General features: G+C 62.6%; 16 protein-coding genes. 4 read left to right on the plus strand and 12 right to left on the minus strand.

Annotated features, from left to right (window positions below; all coding sequences use genetic code 11):
* From ACS4NR_RS06285 to ACS4NR_RS06300, 4 genes are read right to left on the minus strand one after another with little or no spacing between them, the layout of a single operon-like run.
* A complete protein-coding gene (locus ACS4NR_RS06285; protein ID WP_456019410.1) occupies positions 1–1,578 on the minus strand; it encodes an aldehyde dehydrogenase (NADP(+)) in 1,578 nt (525 codons plus the stop codon).
* A gap of 58 nt (positions 1,579–1,636) precedes the next feature.
* Positions 1,637–2,584: a dihydrodipicolinate synthase family protein gene (locus ACS4NR_RS06290; protein ID WP_095135350.1), complete on the minus strand. Its 948-nt coding sequence runs from the start codon at positions 2,582–2,584 to the stop codon at positions 1,637–1,639.
* A 49-nt stretch (positions 2,585–2,633) separates the two neighbouring features.
* A complete protein-coding gene (locus ACS4NR_RS06295) occupies positions 2,634–3,560 on the minus strand; it encodes a 4-hydroxyproline epimerase (RefSeq protein WP_456019411.1) in 927 nt (308 codons plus the stop codon).
* Between the two features lie 22 nt (positions 3,561–3,582).
* Positions 3,583–5,211 (minus strand): APC family permease, encoded by a 1,629-nt coding sequence (locus ACS4NR_RS06300; protein WP_456019412.1) that lies wholly within the window; start codon positions 5,209–5,211, stop codon positions 3,583–3,585.
* Positions 5,212–5,411: 200 nt separating this feature from the next.
* On the opposite strand from ACS4NR_RS06300, the gene ACS4NR_RS06305 reads away from it, so the two are divergent.
* Positions 5,412–6,185: a helix-turn-helix domain-containing protein gene (locus tag ACS4NR_RS06305; protein ID WP_456019413.1), complete on the plus strand. Its 774-nt coding sequence runs from the start codon at positions 5,412–5,414 to the stop codon at positions 6,183–6,185.
* A 10-nt stretch (positions 6,186–6,195) separates the two neighbouring features.
* Here ACS4NR_RS06305 and phnE read toward each other — a convergent pair whose 3' ends face one another.
* From phnE to ACS4NR_RS06340, 7 genes are all read right to left on the minus strand, one after another.
* On the minus strand, positions 6,196–6,963 hold the full coding sequence (phnE, locus tag ACS4NR_RS06310; RefSeq protein ID WP_456019414.1) for a phosphonate ABC transporter, permease protein PhnE: 768 nt from the start codon (positions 6,961–6,963) through the stop codon (positions 6,196–6,198).
* A complete protein-coding gene (locus tag ACS4NR_RS06315) occupies positions 6,960–7,787 on the minus strand; it encodes a PhnE/PtxC family ABC transporter permease (protein ID WP_456019415.1) in 828 nt (275 codons plus the stop codon). Before ACS4NR_RS06315 ends, phnE begins: the two co-directional genes overlap by 4 nt.
* Positions 7,781–8,578, minus strand: a complete 798-nt coding sequence (locus tag ACS4NR_RS06320; protein ID WP_456019416.1) for a phosphonate ABC transporter ATP-binding protein — start codon at positions 8,576–8,578, stop codon at positions 7,781–7,783. The genes ACS4NR_RS06315 and ACS4NR_RS06320 overlap by 7 nt, the downstream gene beginning before the upstream one ends.
* Entirely contained in the window at positions 8,575–9,438 is an 864-nt protein-coding gene (locus ACS4NR_RS06325) for a putative selenate ABC transporter substrate-binding protein (RefSeq protein WP_095135363.1), read from the minus strand. Before ACS4NR_RS06325 ends, ACS4NR_RS06320 begins: the two co-directional genes overlap by 4 nt.
* Positions 9,439–9,628: 190 nt before the next feature.
* Entirely contained in the window at positions 9,629–10,219 is a 591-nt protein-coding gene (locus tag ACS4NR_RS06330; protein WP_166496958.1) for an HD domain-containing protein, read from the minus strand.
* A gap of 77 nt (positions 10,220–10,296) precedes the next feature.
* The gene (locus ACS4NR_RS06335; RefSeq protein ID WP_456019417.1) at positions 10,297–10,854 is read right to left on the minus strand and encodes a helix-turn-helix domain-containing protein; all 558 of its coding nucleotides are present in this window, start codon (positions 10,852–10,854) and stop codon (positions 10,297–10,299) included.
* A 75-nt stretch (positions 10,855–10,929) separates the two neighbouring features.
* The gene (locus ACS4NR_RS06340; RefSeq protein ID WP_095135371.1) at positions 10,930–11,328 is read right to left on the minus strand and encodes a RidA family protein; all 399 of its coding nucleotides are present in this window, start codon (positions 11,326–11,328) and stop codon (positions 10,930–10,932) included.
* A gap of 122 nt (positions 11,329–11,450) precedes the next feature.
* On the opposite strand from ACS4NR_RS06340, the gene ACS4NR_RS06345 reads away from it, so the two are divergent.
* The 3 genes from ACS4NR_RS06345 to ACS4NR_RS06355 all read left to right on the plus strand — a co-directional run bounded on the left by ACS4NR_RS06345 (position 11,451) and on the right by ACS4NR_RS06355 (position 14,746).
* Positions 11,451–12,395: a LysR substrate-binding domain-containing protein gene (locus tag ACS4NR_RS06345; protein WP_456019418.1), complete on the plus strand. Its 945-nt coding sequence runs from the start codon at positions 11,451–11,453 to the stop codon at positions 12,393–12,395.
* Between the two features lie 74 nt (positions 12,396–12,469).
* Complete coding sequence (locus ACS4NR_RS06350) at positions 12,470–13,630, plus strand: radical SAM protein (protein ID WP_456019419.1); 1,161 nt, start codon at positions 12,470–12,472, stop codon at positions 13,628–13,630.
* Positions 13,631–13,723: 93 nt separating this feature from the next.
* Positions 13,724–14,746 carry a GlxA family transcriptional regulator gene (locus ACS4NR_RS06355; protein WP_443534525.1) on the plus strand — a complete coding sequence of 341 codons (1,023 nt, stop codon included), beginning with the start codon at positions 13,724–13,726 and terminating at the stop codon, positions 14,744–14,746.
* Between the two features lie 25 nt (positions 14,747–14,771).
* Here ACS4NR_RS06355 and ACS4NR_RS06360 read toward each other — a convergent pair whose 3' ends face one another.
* Positions 14,772–15,806: an alpha/beta fold hydrolase gene (locus tag ACS4NR_RS06360; protein ID WP_456019420.1), complete on the minus strand. Its 1,035-nt coding sequence runs from the start codon at positions 15,804–15,806 to the stop codon at positions 14,772–14,774.
* Positions 15,807–16,040: the final 234 nt, after the last annotated feature.

Consider the following 16,040-nt stretch of genomic DNA (forward strand, 5'->3'; position numbering starts at 1 on the left):
TCAGGCTTCCCTCTGACCGTCGAGCAAGCGTCGTAACTGCAGCGGATTCGCCTGTTTCAGCGGCTGCGGCAGCAGGCTGTCGGGGAAGTCCTGATAACACACCGGACGCAGGAAACGCAGGATCGCCGCCGTGCCGACCGAGGTGCTGCGCGAATCCGACGTGGCCGGGAACGGCCCGCCATGCACCATCGCATCGCACACTTCGACCCCGGTCGGCCAGCCGTTGACCAGTAGGCGTCCGGCCTTGCGCTCCAGTGTTGGCAACAAGGCCCGGGCGTGATCCAGATCGGCGTCATCCAGGTGCAGGGTGGCGGTCAATTGGCCTTCGAGGTGCTCGCAGACCTGACGGATTTCATCGTCGTTGGCGCACTGTACGATCAGCGACGCGGCGCCGAAGATTTCACCTTGCAGGCGTGCGTCAGCGAGGAAGTCCTGCGCCTGAGTGACGAACAACTGCGCCTGACACTGGTTCGGCCCTTCAGTCGCGAGACCGCTCGCCACGCGTTGCGCCTGAGGATGTTCGGCCAACGCGGCGACAGCGCTTGAATAGGCCCGGAAAATCCCCGGCGTAAGCATGGTCTGCGCCGGGCTGCGCTGGACTCCTTCGGCGGCAGCGGCGATGAAACTGTCCAGTGCCGGCCCTTGGCGAGCAATGACCAGCCCGGGATTGGTGCAGAACTGCCCGGCGCCCTGAGTCAGCGAGGTGACAAAGCCCTGCGCCAACGCTTCGCCCCGTGCGGCAAGCGCTGCGGGAAACAGCAGCACCGGATTGATCGAACTCATTTCCGCATACACCGGAATCGGTTCCGGCCGCGCTTGCGCCGCTCGGCTCAGGGCGAGGCCGCCACTGCGCGAGCCGGTGAAGCCCACGGCCTTGATGCGCCAATCGCTGACCAACGCAATGCCGACCTCGTTACCGGAGCCGAACAGCAGCGAAAACACGCCTTCAGGCAAACCGCATTTTTTCACCGCGCGAGTCAGCGCCTGGCCGACCAGTTCACTGGTGCCGGGATGTGCGCTGTGTGCCTTGACGATCACCGGGCAGCCGGCGGCGAGTGCCGAAGCGGTGTCACCGCCTGCCACCGAGAACGCCAGCGGAAAGTTGCTGGCGCCGAACACCGCCACTGGCCCCAGCGCGATCTGCCGCTGGCGCAGATCAGAACGTGGCAGTGGCTGGCGCTGGGGTTGTGATTGGTCGACCCGCACGTCCAGCCATTCGCCGGCACGCACGGTGCGGGCGAAGGTGCGCAGTTGCCCGCAGGTGCGTCCGCGTTCGCCCTGGATACGGGCGCGTGGCAGGCCGCTTTCGGCCACGGCACGGTCGATCAGCGCATCGCCAAGGGCTTCGATCTCATTGGCGATGGTTTCGAGAAATTCGGCGCGAGCCTCCAGGGACGTCTCGCGATAACGATCAAAGGCTTGCCACGCCAGTGCGCAGGCCTGTTCGACATGCTCGCTGCTGCCTCCGGCATAGGCCGGTTCCAGCACCGCGTCAGTGGCGGGATTGATCGCGCGGATCGCTTCACGGCTGCCGGCGATGGCTTGGCCGCCGATCAACATGTGGCCTGTCAGAGTCATGGCGCTTCCTTGATAAAAAAGGTGAAGCCCCGGCATCACACCGGGGCAGGGGTTGCGGTCAGGCGAGGTTCTGTTCGGCGGACCAGTTTTTGTACCACTGGCGGAACAGCGCGTACTGGGTCTCGGCGTAACGACGCTGGGCATCGCTGAGGGCGTCGGTTTCGTTGAAGTGCAGGGCGTACTCATGGTCGCCGTTGAGCACCATCAGGTGTTTGTAATACAGCACCAGATCGCAGCCTTCATCGAACGACGACAGCACCGCCAGCGCCGCTTCCAGTTCGCGCGCCAGGCGTCGGGCCTTGGCGTCACCCTTGGCCGCTTGTTTGCTCAGCGCCACCAGTTGCAGCACTTCGCGCGGCAGGGCGTTGCCGATGCCGGTGATCGCGCCGGTGGCATTGCAGTTGACGAAGCCGTGCACCACTTGCGTATCGACACCGACCATCAGGGTCACGGCATCGTCCTGCGAGGTGATGTTTTCGGCGGCGTAGCGCAAGTCGGCGCCACCGCCGAACTCCTTGAAGCCGATCAGGTTCGGGTGTTCGCGGCGCAGTTCGAAGAACAGGTCGGCGCGGGTGGCGAAGCCGTAGTAGGGGCTGTTGTAGATCACCGCCGGCAAGTTCGGCGCGGCGTTGAGGATTGCGGCGAAGTGGGCTTTTTGCGCGGTGGCCGAGGCACCACGGGACAAGACGCGGGGAATTACCATCAAGCCATGGGCGCCGACTTTCGCGGCATGCGCGGCGTGGGATACCGCTTCACGGCTGTTGACCGCGCCAGTGCCGACGATGGTCGGCACCCCGGCGGCCACCAGACGCGCCACGCCTTCCTGACGCTCAGCCTCGGTCAGCAACGGCCAGTCGCCCATCGAACCGCAGTAAACCACCGCGCTCATGCCGATATCGATCAGCTCGCGACCCTTGGCCACCAGTGCGTCGAAATCAGGTTTGCGCGCGGCGGTGCACGGGGTCATCAGCGCGGGAATGCAGCCAGTGAAGATGTTATCGCTCATTGTTGTAGCTCCTCGGGACATTCATTCAGATCGGTAGAAAGCGGGGCACTCAGATGCCCCAGGCGAAAGGATCCTGCTCGTCGATCAGCAGGGTGGCGTCGGCGGTCATGTAGGCGCGGCCGGTGATGAACGGGCGCACGCGTTCGCCATGCCATTCGAAGCGCCCTTCGAACTGGCTGCCGGTGATGCTCGCTTGCGTCCAGACCTGGCCTTCGGCGAGTTTGCCGTCGGCGGCCAGGCAGGCGAGTTTGGCGCTGGTGCCGGTGCCGCAGGGCGAGCGGTCGTAGGCCTTGCCCGGGCACATGACGAAGTTGCGGCTGTCGGCGTGGGCGTCGTCGGCAAACAGTTCGACGTGGTCGATCAGCGCGCCGTCCTCACCGTGAATGCCTTGGGCTTCGAGGGCCTTGAGCATCGCCCAGGTGTAATCGGTGAGGGCTTCGACGTTGCTCATCTGCAGGTCCTGGCCGTGTTCGGAAACCAGGAAAAACCAGTTGCCGCCCCAGGCGACGTCACCGAAAACGTGACCGTAACCGGGCACATCGACCGGCACCTGTTTGCGGTAGCGCCAGGCCGGGACGTTGCCCAGGGTCACCGCGCCGTCCTCGTGCAGGGTGGCGCTGACCGGGCCGACCGGGGTGTCGATCTTGTGCACGCCCGGTTCGATCTGCCCCAGGTAATGCAGCGAGTTGACCAGGCCGATGGTGCCGTGGCCGCACATGCCGAGGTAGCCGGCGTTGTTGAAGAAAATCACCCCGCAGGTGGCATCCGGCGAGACCGGCGCGCAGTACAGCGCACCGACCAGCACGTCGTTGCCACGGGGCTCCAGCAGGCAGGCGCGGCGCCATTGATCGTGGCCCTCGCGCAGGGCATCGCGCTTCTCGGCCATGCTGTTGCCGGGCAGCTCGGGGAAGCCTTTCATCACCAGACGCGTGGGTTCGCCGCCGGTATGGGAGTCGATGATGTGCAGTCGTTTCATGGGTTCGTCCCTTGAGTGAAGGTCAGGCGTGAGCCGGGCGCTGGCCCGCTGCCGAATGGGTGGAGGACTCAGCGGCTTCGCTTTCGTCATCTTCGGTTTCCAGACGAATCAGGTGTGCCGGTACGCCGGTGGCCGCGCCCCAGTAGTAGATGCCCAGTGCGCAGACCGCGACGATCACCGTGTCGAACGGATGGCTGAGCACGCCGATACCGCCGAAACTGCCGAGCTTGGAGAGGACGATGGTCAACGCGTAGAAGCCGATCAGCCACGCCGACGAGCGCACTTGCTGGCCGAGGTTGAGGTGCGCGGTCGGCACCATGCGCCCGCACAACAGGTAGATGACAAACATCAGGATTTGCAGGCCGAGCAACCACGACACGGTTTTCCAGCCCGACCAGTAGACGATCAGCGCGGCGATGATGAACGACAGCGGCCCAAGCACGCTCATGCCCTTGACCCGGAACGGACGCGGCATGTCCGGCGCATTGCGACGCAGTGCGGCCACCGTCACCGGGGCCACGGCGTAGCTCAATACCAGCGCGGCGGAGACCACGTTGATCAGCGCTTCCCACGACGGGAACGGCAGGGTCCAGAACACCGACAAGCCAAAGGTCAACCACAGCGCCGGACGCGGGATGCCGGACTTCTCATCGATGCGGGTGAAGATCTTGAAGAAGGTCCCGGTCTGCGCCCAGCCGTAGATCACCCGTGGCGTGGCGTTCATGTAGATGTTGCCGCAGCCGCTGGGCGAGATCACCGCATCGGCCACCACCAGATACGCCAGCCAGCCGACACCCAGCGCCAGGGCGATGTCGCGGTACGGCAGGGCCAGTTCCTTGGCGACGCCGGCCCAGCCATTGGCGAGCATTTCCGTCGGGATGCCACCGAGGAAAGCCGTCTGCAGCAGCACGTAGATCGCGGTGGACAGCAGCACCGACAGGATCAGCGCAATCGGGATCGTGCGTTGCGGATTCTTCACTTCACTGGCCACGGAAATGATCGGCGTCAGGCCCAGATACGCGAAGATCACCCCGCCGGCCGACACGGCCATTTCGATGCCGGACAGACCGAACGGCGCAAAGCCGTGCACTTGGAAGTTGGCCGGTTTGAAGAAGGTGAATAGCACGCCAATCACCAGCAGCGGCACGATGAACTTGAACACGCTGACCAGATTGTTGGCCATCGCGAAGGTCTTCACGCTGCGGTAATTGAGCAGGAAAAACAGGCACAACAGCCCGAACTGTACGAACCAGCCCAGCACGGTCGGGTCGCTGGAGCCGACCTTGGTCAACTCGGGAAACCACGCCGCCGCATATTGCCGCGAGGCGACCACTTCGATTGCCACCAGGCTGGAAAACGCGATCAGCGTAATGAAGCCCATCAAGTAGCCGAGCAGTGGCCCGTGGGAGTAAACCGGGTAACGCACCACACCGCCGGCACGGGGCAACGCTGCGCCCAATTCGCAGTAGACGATGCCCAGCAGCAACACGGCGAAACCACCGAGCAGCCAGGAAAAGATCCCCGCCGGACCGGCGATGGCCGACACGTGACTGGCGGCGAACAACCAGCCCGAACCGAAGATCGCCCCCAGCCCGATGAACGTGAGGTCTGTCAGTGAAAGTTGTTTCTTGAACTTGCCTTGGCCTGTCATAGCGTCGCCTTCTTGTTGGTTGTTGGAGGGGCGTGCAGTGGCGCTACAGTGAACTGATCAGGCGATGGGCGATTGATGTTTTTTGCCGGTGACGATGACGAAATCAGCACAGTGGTCAACGGCAAAGGCCCGGCTCGACAGGCTGTCGGCCATGGGGCAATCTGCGTGCAAGTGATAAAGCCGAGTGGGGAGTGAGAGGCATGCCGCAGAACGCGTTTGCGATCCTGAGCCAGCACAACGAAGCGAGCCGACCGCAATGCCTCGACGATCTGCTCGCCGGCGTGGCGCTGCTGTTGCCGATGCTCGACGTGATTCCCAACGCGGCGATCTTCATCAAGGATCTGCAGGCGCGCTACGTCATGGCCAACCAGACGCTGGTGCAGCGCTGCGGTTTGAAAGACCTGCGACCGTTACTGGGCAAGACCAGCGCCGAGGTGTTTCCGGCGCAATTGGGCCCGGGCTACACCGAGCAGGATCGGCGCGTGCTGGAAGAAGGGTTTGTGCTGGAAGATCAGCTGGAGCTGCATCTGTACGGTAGCCGCGAACCGGGCTGGTGCCTGACCCACAAGCGTCCGCTGTACGACCGCGACAACCGGATCATCGGCCTGGCGGGAATTTCCGTCGACCTGCAAACCGCCAGCGAAACCCATCCGGCGTATCAGCGACTGGCGGCGGTGGACGAGTACATTCGGGCGAATTTCGCCAGCCGCGTCAGCCTCGGCGAACTGACGCGCATCGCCGGGATTTCCGTGGCGCAACTGGAGCGTTACTGCAAGCGAGTGTTCCACCTGACGCCGCGGCAGATGATCCAGAAAGTCCGTCTTGAGCATGCGCATCGGCTGTTGCACGGCGAGTTGCCGATCACCGAAGTGGCGCTGCAGTGCGGTTATACCGACCACAGCGCATTCACCCGTCAGTTCAAGGCTTCGACCGGATTTACCCCGCGCCAGTATCGCTTGGCGACAGCGCCCTGAGGCTTGCCCGTCAGGCCTTGACCCAGCGCTGCCGGCTCCAGGCACTCAGCGAATCCACGCCCAGCACCAGAATCAGCATCGCCAGAATCACCGTGCTCGCCTGCGCTTCCTGAAACAGGCTGAGGCTGACATACAGCATCTGCCCCAAACCCCCGGCACCGACGAAGCCCAGCACGCTGGCCATGCGGATGTTGTTTTCCCAGCGATACAGGCAATACGCGAGCAATTGTGGGGCAAGGTTGGGCAGGGTGCCGTAGCAGAACGCGAGCACCGGGTTGCCGCCCTGCAAGCGGATCGCTTCGGCCGGTTCCGGCGGGGTGTTTTCCAGTGCTTCGGCGAACAACCGGCCGAGCACGCCGGTGGTGTGCAGGGCCAGCGCCAGGGTGCCGGCATTCGGGCCGAGGCCGGCGGCGAGCACCATCAGTGCCGCCCACACCAGTTCCGGAATCGCTCGCAGGCCGTTGAGCAGCAGGCGCGAAGCGCTTTTCAGCGGCCAGCCGAAGCGTCCGGCGGCGGGCAGCGCGAGGAGGATGCCGAACACCGCTGCGAGCAGGGTGCCGAGGGCCGACATGGCGAGGGTTTCCAGCGCGCCCTTGAGGATCGCCTGCAAATGTGTGGCGCTCAAATCCGGGCTGAGAAAGCGCTGCGCATAGGCACCCATCTGCTTGAGGCTGGTGGCGCTGCCGAGTTCACCGAGGTCGAGTTCGAGGTAGCCGAACGAGGCGATGACCGCGACGCCAATGCCGACAATCAGCAACAGATTGATCAGGCGATTCATGTCAGCCTCCAGCGCAGCAGGCGGCTGAGTTGGTCGGCACCGAGCACCAGAATCAGGAACGTCAGCAACATGCTCGCCACTTCACCGCCGGCGAACATGCGCAACGACAGGTCGATCTGCTGGCCGAGGCCACCGGCGCCGACAAACCCCATCACCACTGACGCACGAATCGCGCACTCCCAGCGATACACCGTGTACGACAGCAGCTCCGCCGCGACATTCGGCAGAATCCCGTAGGCGAACGCCGCGAGCCGTCCGCTGCCGGCCTGCATCAAGGCGTGTGCCGGACGCTGGTCGGTGGACTCGAAAATCTCCGCGTAGACCTTGCCGAGCATGCCGCTGTAGGTGATGGCGATCGCCAGTACACCGGCCGCCGGGCCGAGGCCCACGGCGCGCACGAACAGCAGCGCCCAGACGATCTCCGGCACGCTGCGCAGGAAGATCAGCAGCCCGCGCACCGGCCAGCGCAGCAAGCGCCCGATTCGACTCGGAATGCCGCCGCGCGACGCGGCCGACAGCGACAGCGCGCGACTGGCAACCAGGCTGGCCGGCACCGCCAGCAGCAACGCCAACGCCATGCCGGCGGTTGCGATGGCCAGGGTTTGCAGGGTGGCCTTGAGCAGTAATTGAAGAAAATCGTGGTCATGCGCAGGTGGCCAGAAGCCTGCGATGAAGCGACCCATTTCGGTCTGGCTGTCGCTGTGCAGCAGCACGCCAAGGTCCAGTTCGCTGAGCTGGATCCCCGGCCACAGCAGGGCGATCGCCAGCAGGGTCAGCAACAATCGCGGCGCGGCGGCCGGGTCGCGTGAATCGGCCCTCAGCATCGCGGGATCTGCACAATCAGCGGCGCACTGGGCGTCGTCGGGCTTTGCAATTGCTCGTTGGCGTACAGCGTATCGAGCATCTCGCGGCTGACCTGTTCGGCCGGGCTGTCAAACAGGATCTGGCCGTCGCGCAAACCGATGATGCGCGGAAAGTGCGCCAGCGCCAGTTCCACCGCATGCAGGCTCGCCACCAGCGTGACGTTATGTGCCCGGGCGTGCTGCGAGAGGATCGACAGGGTGTGCCCGGCGAGCACCGGGTCCATCGCCGACACCGGTTCGTCCGCCAGCAGAATCTCCGGTGCCTGATACAGCACTCGGGCAATGCCCACGCGCTGCAATTGGCCGCCGGACAATTGCTGGCAGTAAGCGAAGAGTTTGTCGCCCAGATCCAGCCGGGCGAGGGCCGCACGGGCACCGGGAATATCCGTGGGATGCAGCAGATTCAGCAGGCTCTTGCCTAAACTCCACTGGCCGAGTTTGCCGGCCAGCACCGCCGTCACCACGCGCTGGCGCGGCGGCAGCGGTGGGGCTTGATGCACCAGGCCAATACGTGCGCGCAGGCGTTGCCGTTGACCGGCGGAGAGGTGCCAAGGGCGTTCGCCCAGCACCTCGATTTCACCGCTGCTGGGGCGCAATGCGGTGGCCAGCAAGTTCAACAGACTGGATTTGCCGGCCCCGGAAGGGCCGATGATCGCCACCTGTTCGCCCGCGCCAATCTGCAGGTCGATGCCACGCAGCGCATCGACCCCGTTGGCGTGGTGCAGACGGGCTTGTGTGAGGCTCAGGGTCATTTCAACAGTTCGGCAGCGCGAGCAGCTTCCTCGATACCCTTGTAGTTTTCGGGCTTGGTGTCGATGAAGCGGCTGGCCGCCTGCAGATCAAGAATCTTCTTCTGCTCGGGGTTGGCCGGGTCGAGGTCGAGGAAGGCTTTTTTGATCTTTGCCGCCAGCGCCGGGTCGAGGGTGCCGCGCACGGTCCAGTTGTAATCGAAGTAGGCCGGGGTGGTGGCGAAAACCTTGACCTTGCTGGTGTCGACCTTGCCGGCGTCCACCAGTTTCTGCCAGACGCTTGCATTCAGCACACCGGCATCGACCTTGCCGGCTTGGACCCAGGCGACAGTGGCGTCATGCGCGCCGGAATAGGCGACGCGACTGAAATAGGCTTCCGGCTTGATGTTGTCGTTCTTCAGCATGAAGTAACGCGGCATCAGGCTGCCGGAGGTGGACGACACCGAACCGAAGGCAAAGGTCTTGCCCTTGAGGTCGGCCAGGCTCTTCACGTTCGGGTCGGCGGTGATGAATTTGCTGGTGAACTGCGCGTCCTGCTCGCGCTGCACCAGCGGGATCACCGGGGTGGTGGCGTCGGTCTTCAGGCGTGCCTGAACAAAGGTGAAACCGCCCAGCCAGGCCATGTCGAGGCGGTCGGTCGCCAGCGCTTCGACCACCGCCGGATAGTCGGCCACGGGAACGAACTGCACTTTCATGCCCAACTGCTGCTCCAGATACGCGCCCAGCGGCTCGAACTTGCGCAGCAATTCGGTCGGGGCTTCGTCGGGGATCGCGCTGACCCGCAACACATCGGCGGCATGTGCCACCAGAGCAGAAAAAGACAGGGCCAGACCAGCAGTCAGTGCCAGGGTTCGTTTGAGCATGGAAATCTCCGTTTCATGAGCGTCGCATTCTAAGCGCCACCGGGCGCGGTGTCGCGCGCGGGCGCTCAATCAGGTTAGACGAAACGGCGAGGTTATACGCAGCCGCGCTGTCAATGACCAGCGCGGGTGCTCGGTGATGTTTTGCTCCACGTTTCTTGCCAGTGGATTGATCCGAGATGAATCGGCCTATTCAGGATCGCTCGTTGCCGTTTTGACCGTCGCTGATGCGCTGTCGCGTATCTTGGTCGATCAGCTCACGCAGGGTGGCGAAGACCGGGTCGGCGCTGGTGTACTTCTTGCCATAGCCCAGATTGAAACCGTAATCGAAATCCGCCGGGTTCAGCCCCTGGTTGTGTTGCAGCAGCGTCTCCAGTTTATCCAGTGCCTTGACCGCTTTGGCTTCGGCGGACTGCGCATTTTCGTAGTCGTCCCACAGCGCCAGAATTTCGCTGCGCAGCGCCTCATCAAGCGCACGGGTCAGCAGCAGAAGGTCGTTGCGTTCCTGTTCACCCTTGTCGGGGAACGCGGCCTGATTGACCGCTGGAATGTCACCATTGATGGCTTCGCCCAAATCGTGAATCACGCACATCTTCAGGACTTTGAGCAGGTCGAGGCCGGCCAGTTGATCGGCGAAGACAATCGCCATCAGGCATAGGCGCCAGCTGTGTTCGGCGGTGCTTTCAGTGCGGCCGCTGGAGGTGTGCGCGCTGCGCAGCACGTCCTTGAGTTTTTCTGCTTCGCGCAGGAATTCGAGGCGGCCCTTGATCATTTCGAGGTTCATTTGTCTGCCTGGCTTATTACGCCGAAAAGCTCAGCCTAGAACCGCAAGGACTCGGCGTCCACGCATAAAATATGCGTTCAGAGAGTTTCCACCAGCCGCGCGGCGCTGCCGTCGGAGAGCGCAATGCGCGTCCAGCGGCACCGGCCGGCGCGGATCGGCACGAGGTCGGAGGCATTGCTGCCGGTGCTGAATTCCACGGCCGGCGGCGCCTGGATCTCGTGCCAGCCGATGGATGCCAGGGCCGACTCTCTGAGCACAATTTCCGGCGTTGCGAAGCGCCACAGCGACTGCCCCAGCAACGTACTCAAGGGGCGGGTGAACTCGGCAGCACGCGCGGGAGAGCAGGCCAGCAGACGATGGGTGAGGTCGCAGATCAGGTGCATCGGCCGCTGACTTTCCCCGACCAGACGCGCCAATACCTGATCGGCGGCGCTGTCCAGGCGCGCAGCCAGCAAGCGCTCCAGCTGTTGCTGCGCGGCAGGTTCCATCGCCTGCACACCACTTTCCCAGCGGGAAATGGTCGACTGGGTGACGTTGAACAACTGCGCCGCGTGAGTCTGTTTGACGCGATGCAGCAGGCGCCAGCGTCGCAGGGCGATACCGGGCAGGGCGGGCTTCAATAACAGGTCTGACATGGCGGTTGTCGAGAAAAGGCTGGCGGGCCGGACAGTCTGAAGACTGCCGGCCCTCGGCGCAAATCCGCCGGACGATCAGGCCGTTTCGCGCAGCTTGGCAATCACCTTGATCTCGAACTGAAACCCGGCCAGCCAGGTCACGCCCACCGCAGTAATCGTCGGATACGGTGCGCTGCCCCAGAACTCCGGCACCACTTCCCAGATGGTTTCGAAGGTCGATTGCGGATCGATCATGAACACCGTGACGTCCACCGCGTCGGCGAAGCTGCAACCGGCGGCATCGAGGATCGCATTGAGGTTGTTGAAGGCCAGGCGCACCTGGTCCTGCAGCTCTGGTTCGGGCGAACCATCTTCACGGCTGCCGACTTGCCCGGAGACGAACAGAAAGCCGTTGGAACGAATCGCCGGCGAATAACGATGGCGCTCGTAAAGCGCATGGCGGGCTGGTGGGAAAACGACGTCGCGCTGGGTCATGGGTGTCTCCATCATTGTTTGGTGGTTGTTGATGGAGTGACTGTAGGGACTTGCGCAGTGGCGATAAACGCGCAAGCTTGGCGTTCACTGTTTGCAGATTCCAAACAATCCGAGGGCGCAAAGTGGACCGTTTCGATGCAATGCAGGCGTTCGCCCGGGTGGTCGAGGCGGGCAGTTTCACCAAGGCGGCCGAGACCTTGCACATGAGCAAGACCACCGTCACTCAGCTCGTCCAGCAGCTGGAAGCCCGGCTGCGGGTCAAGTTGCTCAATCGCACCACACGCAAGGTCAACGTCACTGCCGATGGCGCGATCTATTACGAGCGAGTCATCAAGCTGTTGGCCGATATGGACGACGCCGAAACCGGTCTGTCCGGCGCCTCGGCATTGCCCAGAGGACGTTTGCGCGTAGATGTGCCGAGCCCGTTGGCGAGGCTGATTCTGGTGCCGGCATTGCCTGAGTTCCATGCGCGTTATCCGGATATTCAGATCGACATGGGCGTCAGCGACCGCATCGTCGACATCATCGATGAGAACGTTGACTGCGTGGTGCGCGGCGGCGAATTGCTCGATCAGTCGCTGATGGCGCGGCGGGTGGCCGATCTTCAGCTCGGGGTCTTCGCCGCGCCGAGTTATCTGGCCCGCGCCGGCACGCCGCAGCATCCACGCGAGCTGGAAGACTCGCATCATCGGGTGGTCGGTTTTCTCTGGGCGCGCACCGGCAAACCGGTGCCTTACGCCTTGCACAATGGCAGCGAACACCTGCAGATCAAGGGCCGCCACGTGCTCGCCGTCGATGACGGCAACGCCTACCTTGCGGCAGGTCTGGCCGGCATGGGCGTGCTGTGGTTGCCCAGGTACATGTCGCACGCGCATCAGGCTCGGGGCGAGTTGGTGCCGCTGTTCGAAGACTGGCAACTTGAGCCGATGCCGCTCTATGTGGCGTACCCGCCGAACCGGCATATCAGCCAAAAGCTAAGGGTATTTATCAATTGGATCGTGGAATTGATGGCGCTCCATGGCAATGGCCCGGAACTTGCTGAGCCGCGCTCCGGGACTGTCAAATAACTAACGAATAATGCCAACCATGACAGTCGCCAGCTGTGGATGCACCGCTATTCACTCAAGGAGCGTCACCCGTCATGAACATGTACATCGATATTGTCGGTGCGTGCAATTTAAGCTGCCCTTCGTGCCCGATGGGCAACTCGGAAAACGTCAACTTCAAGAAAGCCATGCAAGTCGACATGTTCCGCAAGATCGTCGAGAAGGCCCGCAACGAAGGGGTCGAGACGATCTTTCTGTACAACTGGACCGAGCCGTTGATCCACCCGCGAATCGGTGAGTTTGTCGAGATCATCAATGCCGCCGGTTTGCAGAGCGGTATCAGTTCCAACTTGAACCTGGCCAAGAACATGGAAACCGCCATGCTGGCCAACCCGTGGTTCTTCCGTATTTCGTTGTCCGGGTTTTACCAGGAGACTTACCAGCAGGGGCACGTGGGCGGCGACATTGCAGTGGTCAAGGCCAACATGATCAAACTGCATGAACTCAAGCAGCAACATGGCTTGAGTACGCGCATCGAGGTTTACTACCACCGTTATCTGGACAACATGGAAGAAGAAGGGCTGATGCGCGAATTCAGCCAGAGTCTGGGTTTCGAGTTCTCCACTGGGTATTCAGTGATGATGCCGCTGGAGAAAACGCTGGCGCTGATCGAGCGCGACCCTTCGGTGACAGATACCGATCATGAAACCCTGAAAAGGCTGGCGCTGCCGCCCTTCGACGATCTGGTCAATCTGGTCCGTCAGTATCCCAAGCAAGCGTGCTCGCTCAAGGATGACTGGCTGGTGCTTGACTGCAACGGCAATACCGTTTTGTGCTGTTCCGTTTTCAATCAGACCGAATACCAGGTCGGCAAGTATCTGGATATGCCTCTGGCGCAATTGACCGGCCTGAAGTCCACCCAGAAAAATTGCGTCGACATGTGCAATCGCTGCGCAAAAAACGGCTTGCACATCTACTCGACGCAATCCAATCGGGGGCCGCTGGAAAGTCACGCCGTCAACCGCATTATCGACTTCCAGCGGCGCACGATCATGGGGCTGCCGGTCGAAAGCGAAAAGCTTGGGCGAACCGGTGAAGTCAGTGCGGAGAACTTCGATGAAGCGCAATACCTGCATATGAACCAGGACGTCAAAAACGCGATTTCCACGGGCGCGTTCACCAGCGGTTATCAGCATTACGTGCTGTTCGGTCGTCTGGAAGGCCGGCTCGGTGCGGGTTATCTAACGGTCGTCTGACCGTGCGGATCAGGTCCCGCCAATTCAGTTGCCACAAGCGTGATTGACTCTTTGGCCCATCGAGCCAACTATCGGCGCATAACAACATGACCGATGGGCCAGACCTTGATCGAACGACGTCAATTCAGCGGAGGCATGAAGGGTAAAAACCTCCGCTATCTGAATGAGCAATCCGCCGAGACCCGCATCACCCGCACCGGTTTTCTGCTGCTGGAACACTTTTCGCTGCCGGCCTTCACCCAGGCGCTGGACACCATCATCACCGCCAACCTGTTGCGCGCCGAACTGTTCAGCTCGCGCACGTTCGGTTTGGGCGAGGGTGAAGTGATCAGCGATCTGGGGCTGGTGATTCGCCCGGATGCGCGGATTGATATGGCCAGCCTTGCGGATCTGGACTTGTTGGTGGTGTGCGGCGGCTACCGCACCGAGCTGAAGGCGGGTGAGGAGTTGATCAGCCTGCTGCGCTCGGCGGCGGAGCGCGGGGTCAGTCTGGCCGGTTTGTGGAACGGTGCGTGGTTTCTCGGCCGCGCCGGACTGCTCGATGGCTATCGTTGCGCGATCCACCCGGAGCATCGCCCCGCGCTGACCGAAATTGCCAAAGCCACGCAGGTCAGCAGCGAACCTTATGTGATCGATCGCGACCGGCTCACGGCGTCGAGTCCTTCCGGGGCTTTCCATATGGCGCTGGACTGGATCAAGAGCCTGCACGGAAAGGCGCTGGTCGAAGGCATCGAGGACATTCTGGCGTTCGAGGAGTCGCGGTACCGGCGGATCAAACCGGATGAAAACCTTTGCGTCAGCGCACCGTTGCGTGAGGTGGTCAAACTGATGGACGCCAACCTCGAGGAACCGCTGGAGCTGGAGCAACTGGCGGTGTACGCCGGTCGCTCGCGGCGGCAGTTGGAGCGCTTGTTCAAGGAGCAACTGGGCACCACACCGCAGCGTTACTACCTGGAACTGCGCATCACCGAAGCCCGGCGCCTGTTGCAGCACACCGAGCTGTCGCAGATGGAAGTGCTGGTGGCCTGTGGTTTCGTTTCGCCGAGCCATTTCAGCAAATGCTACAGCGCGTTTTTCGGCTATCGACCGTCCAGGGAAAAACGCCTGGTCAAATAAACCGAGGCGTTTTCGGCCATTGGCCTCAGAGATGATCGGCGTCGATCACCGCCTGAGCAAACGCCTGCGGATCTTCCTGCGGCAGGTTGTGGCCGATGCCGCCGTTGATCAGGCGGAACTGATACTTGCCGGTGAAACGTTTGGCGTAATCCTCGGGCGCCGGGTGCGGCGCGCCGTTGGCATCGCCCTCGAGGGTGATGGTCGGCACGCTGATCGACGGGGCGCTGGCGAGTTTCTGTTCCAACGCCGCGTATTGCGGTTCGCCCTGCACCAGGCCCAGACGCCAGCGGTAGTTGAACACCGTGATCGCGACGTGATCGGGGTTCTCCAGCGCTTTGGCGCTGCGGTCGAACGTGGCGTCATCGAACGCCCACTTCGGCGAGGCGAGCTGCCAGATCAGCTTGGCGAAGTCGTGGGTGTTTTTCCGGTAACCGTCACGGCCACGTTCGGTGGCGAAGTAGAACTGATACCACCACTGCAATTCGGCCTTGGGCGGCAACGGATTTTGCCCGGCAGCCTGATTGCCGATCAGGTAGCCGCTGACCGACACCAATGCCTTGACCCGTTCCGGCCACAGCGCCGAGACGATGTCTGCCGAGCGTGCGCCCCAGTCGTAGCCACCGAGCACTGCTTGCTTGATGTTCAGGGCATCCATGAAGTCGATTACGTCGCTGGCCAGCGCCGCAGGCTGACCGTTGCGCAATGTCTGGTCCGAGAGGAAATGCGTGTCGCCATACCCCCGCGCATATGGCATCAGCACCCGATACCCCTTGGCGGCAAGCAATGGCGCGACCTCGTCATAGCTATGAATGTCGTACGGCCAGCCGTGCAGCAGAATCACCACCGGCCCCTGCGCCGGACCGGTTTCGGCGTATGCCACATCCAGCAGTCCGGCCTTCACATGCTTGAGCGGGCCGAACGGCGAGGGCGCGGAATAGCTGACGCTGTGCTCGTCGGTTGCCGGTTGCGCGGCGGCGGCCGTTGGCATTTGAGTCGCTGCCATTGCGCCGAACAGCGCCACGGCGAGGATGTTCATACGGTTGAATGTTGCGTTTTTCATGCTGAAGTCTCCTTGGCAAGCCTGTTGGGGGCAGGTGCGGGCCGAGCCCGGCAAACCTTGCAGGCATTTGAACGCCGGGACGTATCTGGCCCATGTCGAAAAAGCGCGGTGATTCAAGTTCATGTATCGCCGGGGTGTCTGTACACACTGTGATACACAGCCGGTGTGCTTTGTATGGCCGTGTATCCAGCATTGCGCGCGATACACGGCGAGACCAAACCTGGGTTTTTCGAC

The organism is Pseudomonas sp. JQ36 (genome assembly GCF_053851495.1).

What these genes read in the sequence shown, in the direction of transcription:
- ACS4NR_RS06325 (WP_095135363.1), bottom strand. Translation starts at nt 9,438, where the DNA reads ATGCTCAAACGAACCCTGGCACTGACTGCTGGTCTGGCCCTGTCTTTT.
- ACS4NR_RS06330 (WP_166496958.1), bottom strand. Translation starts at nt 10,219, where the DNA reads ATGAACCTCGAAATGATCAAGGGCCGCCTCGAATTCCTGCGCGAAGCA.
- ACS4NR_RS06300 (WP_456019412.1), bottom strand. Translation starts at nt 5,211, where the DNA reads ATGACAGGCCAAGGCAAGTTCAAGAAACAACTTTCACTGACAGACCTC.
- ACS4NR_RS06355 (WP_443534525.1), top strand. Translation starts at nt 13,724, where the DNA reads ATGGGCCAGACCTTGATCGAACGACGTCAATTCAGCGGAGGCATGAAG.
- ACS4NR_RS06305 (WP_456019413.1), top strand. Translation starts at nt 5,412, where the DNA reads ATGCCGCAGAACGCGTTTGCGATCCTGAGCCAGCACAACGAAGCGAGC.
- ACS4NR_RS06335 (WP_456019417.1), bottom strand. Translation starts at nt 10,854, where the DNA reads ATGTCAGACCTGTTATTGAAGCCCGCCCTGCCCGGTATCGCCCTGCGA.
- ACS4NR_RS06350 (WP_456019419.1), top strand. Translation starts at nt 12,470, where the DNA reads ATGAACATGTACATCGATATTGTCGGTGCGTGCAATTTAAGCTGCCCT.
- ACS4NR_RS06295 (WP_456019411.1), bottom strand. Translation starts at nt 3,560, where the DNA reads ATGAAACGACTGCACATCATCGACTCCCATACCGGCGGCGAACCCACG.
- ACS4NR_RS06315 (WP_456019415.1), bottom strand. Translation starts at nt 7,787, where the DNA reads ATGCTGAGGGCCGATTCACGCGACCCGGCCGCCGCGCCGCGATTGTTG.
- ACS4NR_RS06290 (WP_095135350.1), bottom strand. Translation starts at nt 2,584, where the DNA reads ATGAGCGATAACATCTTCACTGGCTGCATTCCCGCGCTGATGACCCCG.
- ACS4NR_RS06320 (WP_456019416.1), bottom strand. Translation starts at nt 8,578, where the DNA reads ATGACCCTGAGCCTCACACAAGCCCGTCTGCACCACGCCAACGGGGTC.
- ACS4NR_RS06340 (WP_095135371.1), bottom strand. Translation starts at nt 11,328, where the DNA reads ATGACCCAGCGCGACGTCGTTTTCCCACCAGCCCGCCATGCGCTTTAC.
- ACS4NR_RS06360 (WP_456019420.1), bottom strand. Translation starts at nt 15,806, where the DNA reads ATGAAAAACGCAACATTCAACCGTATGAACATCCTCGCCGTGGCGCTG.
- phnE (WP_456019414.1), bottom strand. Translation starts at nt 6,963, where the DNA reads ATGAATCGCCTGATCAATCTGTTGCTGATTGTCGGCATTGGCGTCGCG.
- ACS4NR_RS06285 (WP_456019410.1), bottom strand. Translation starts at nt 1,578, where the DNA reads ATGACTCTGACAGGCCACATGTTGATCGGCGGCCAAGCCATCGCCGGC.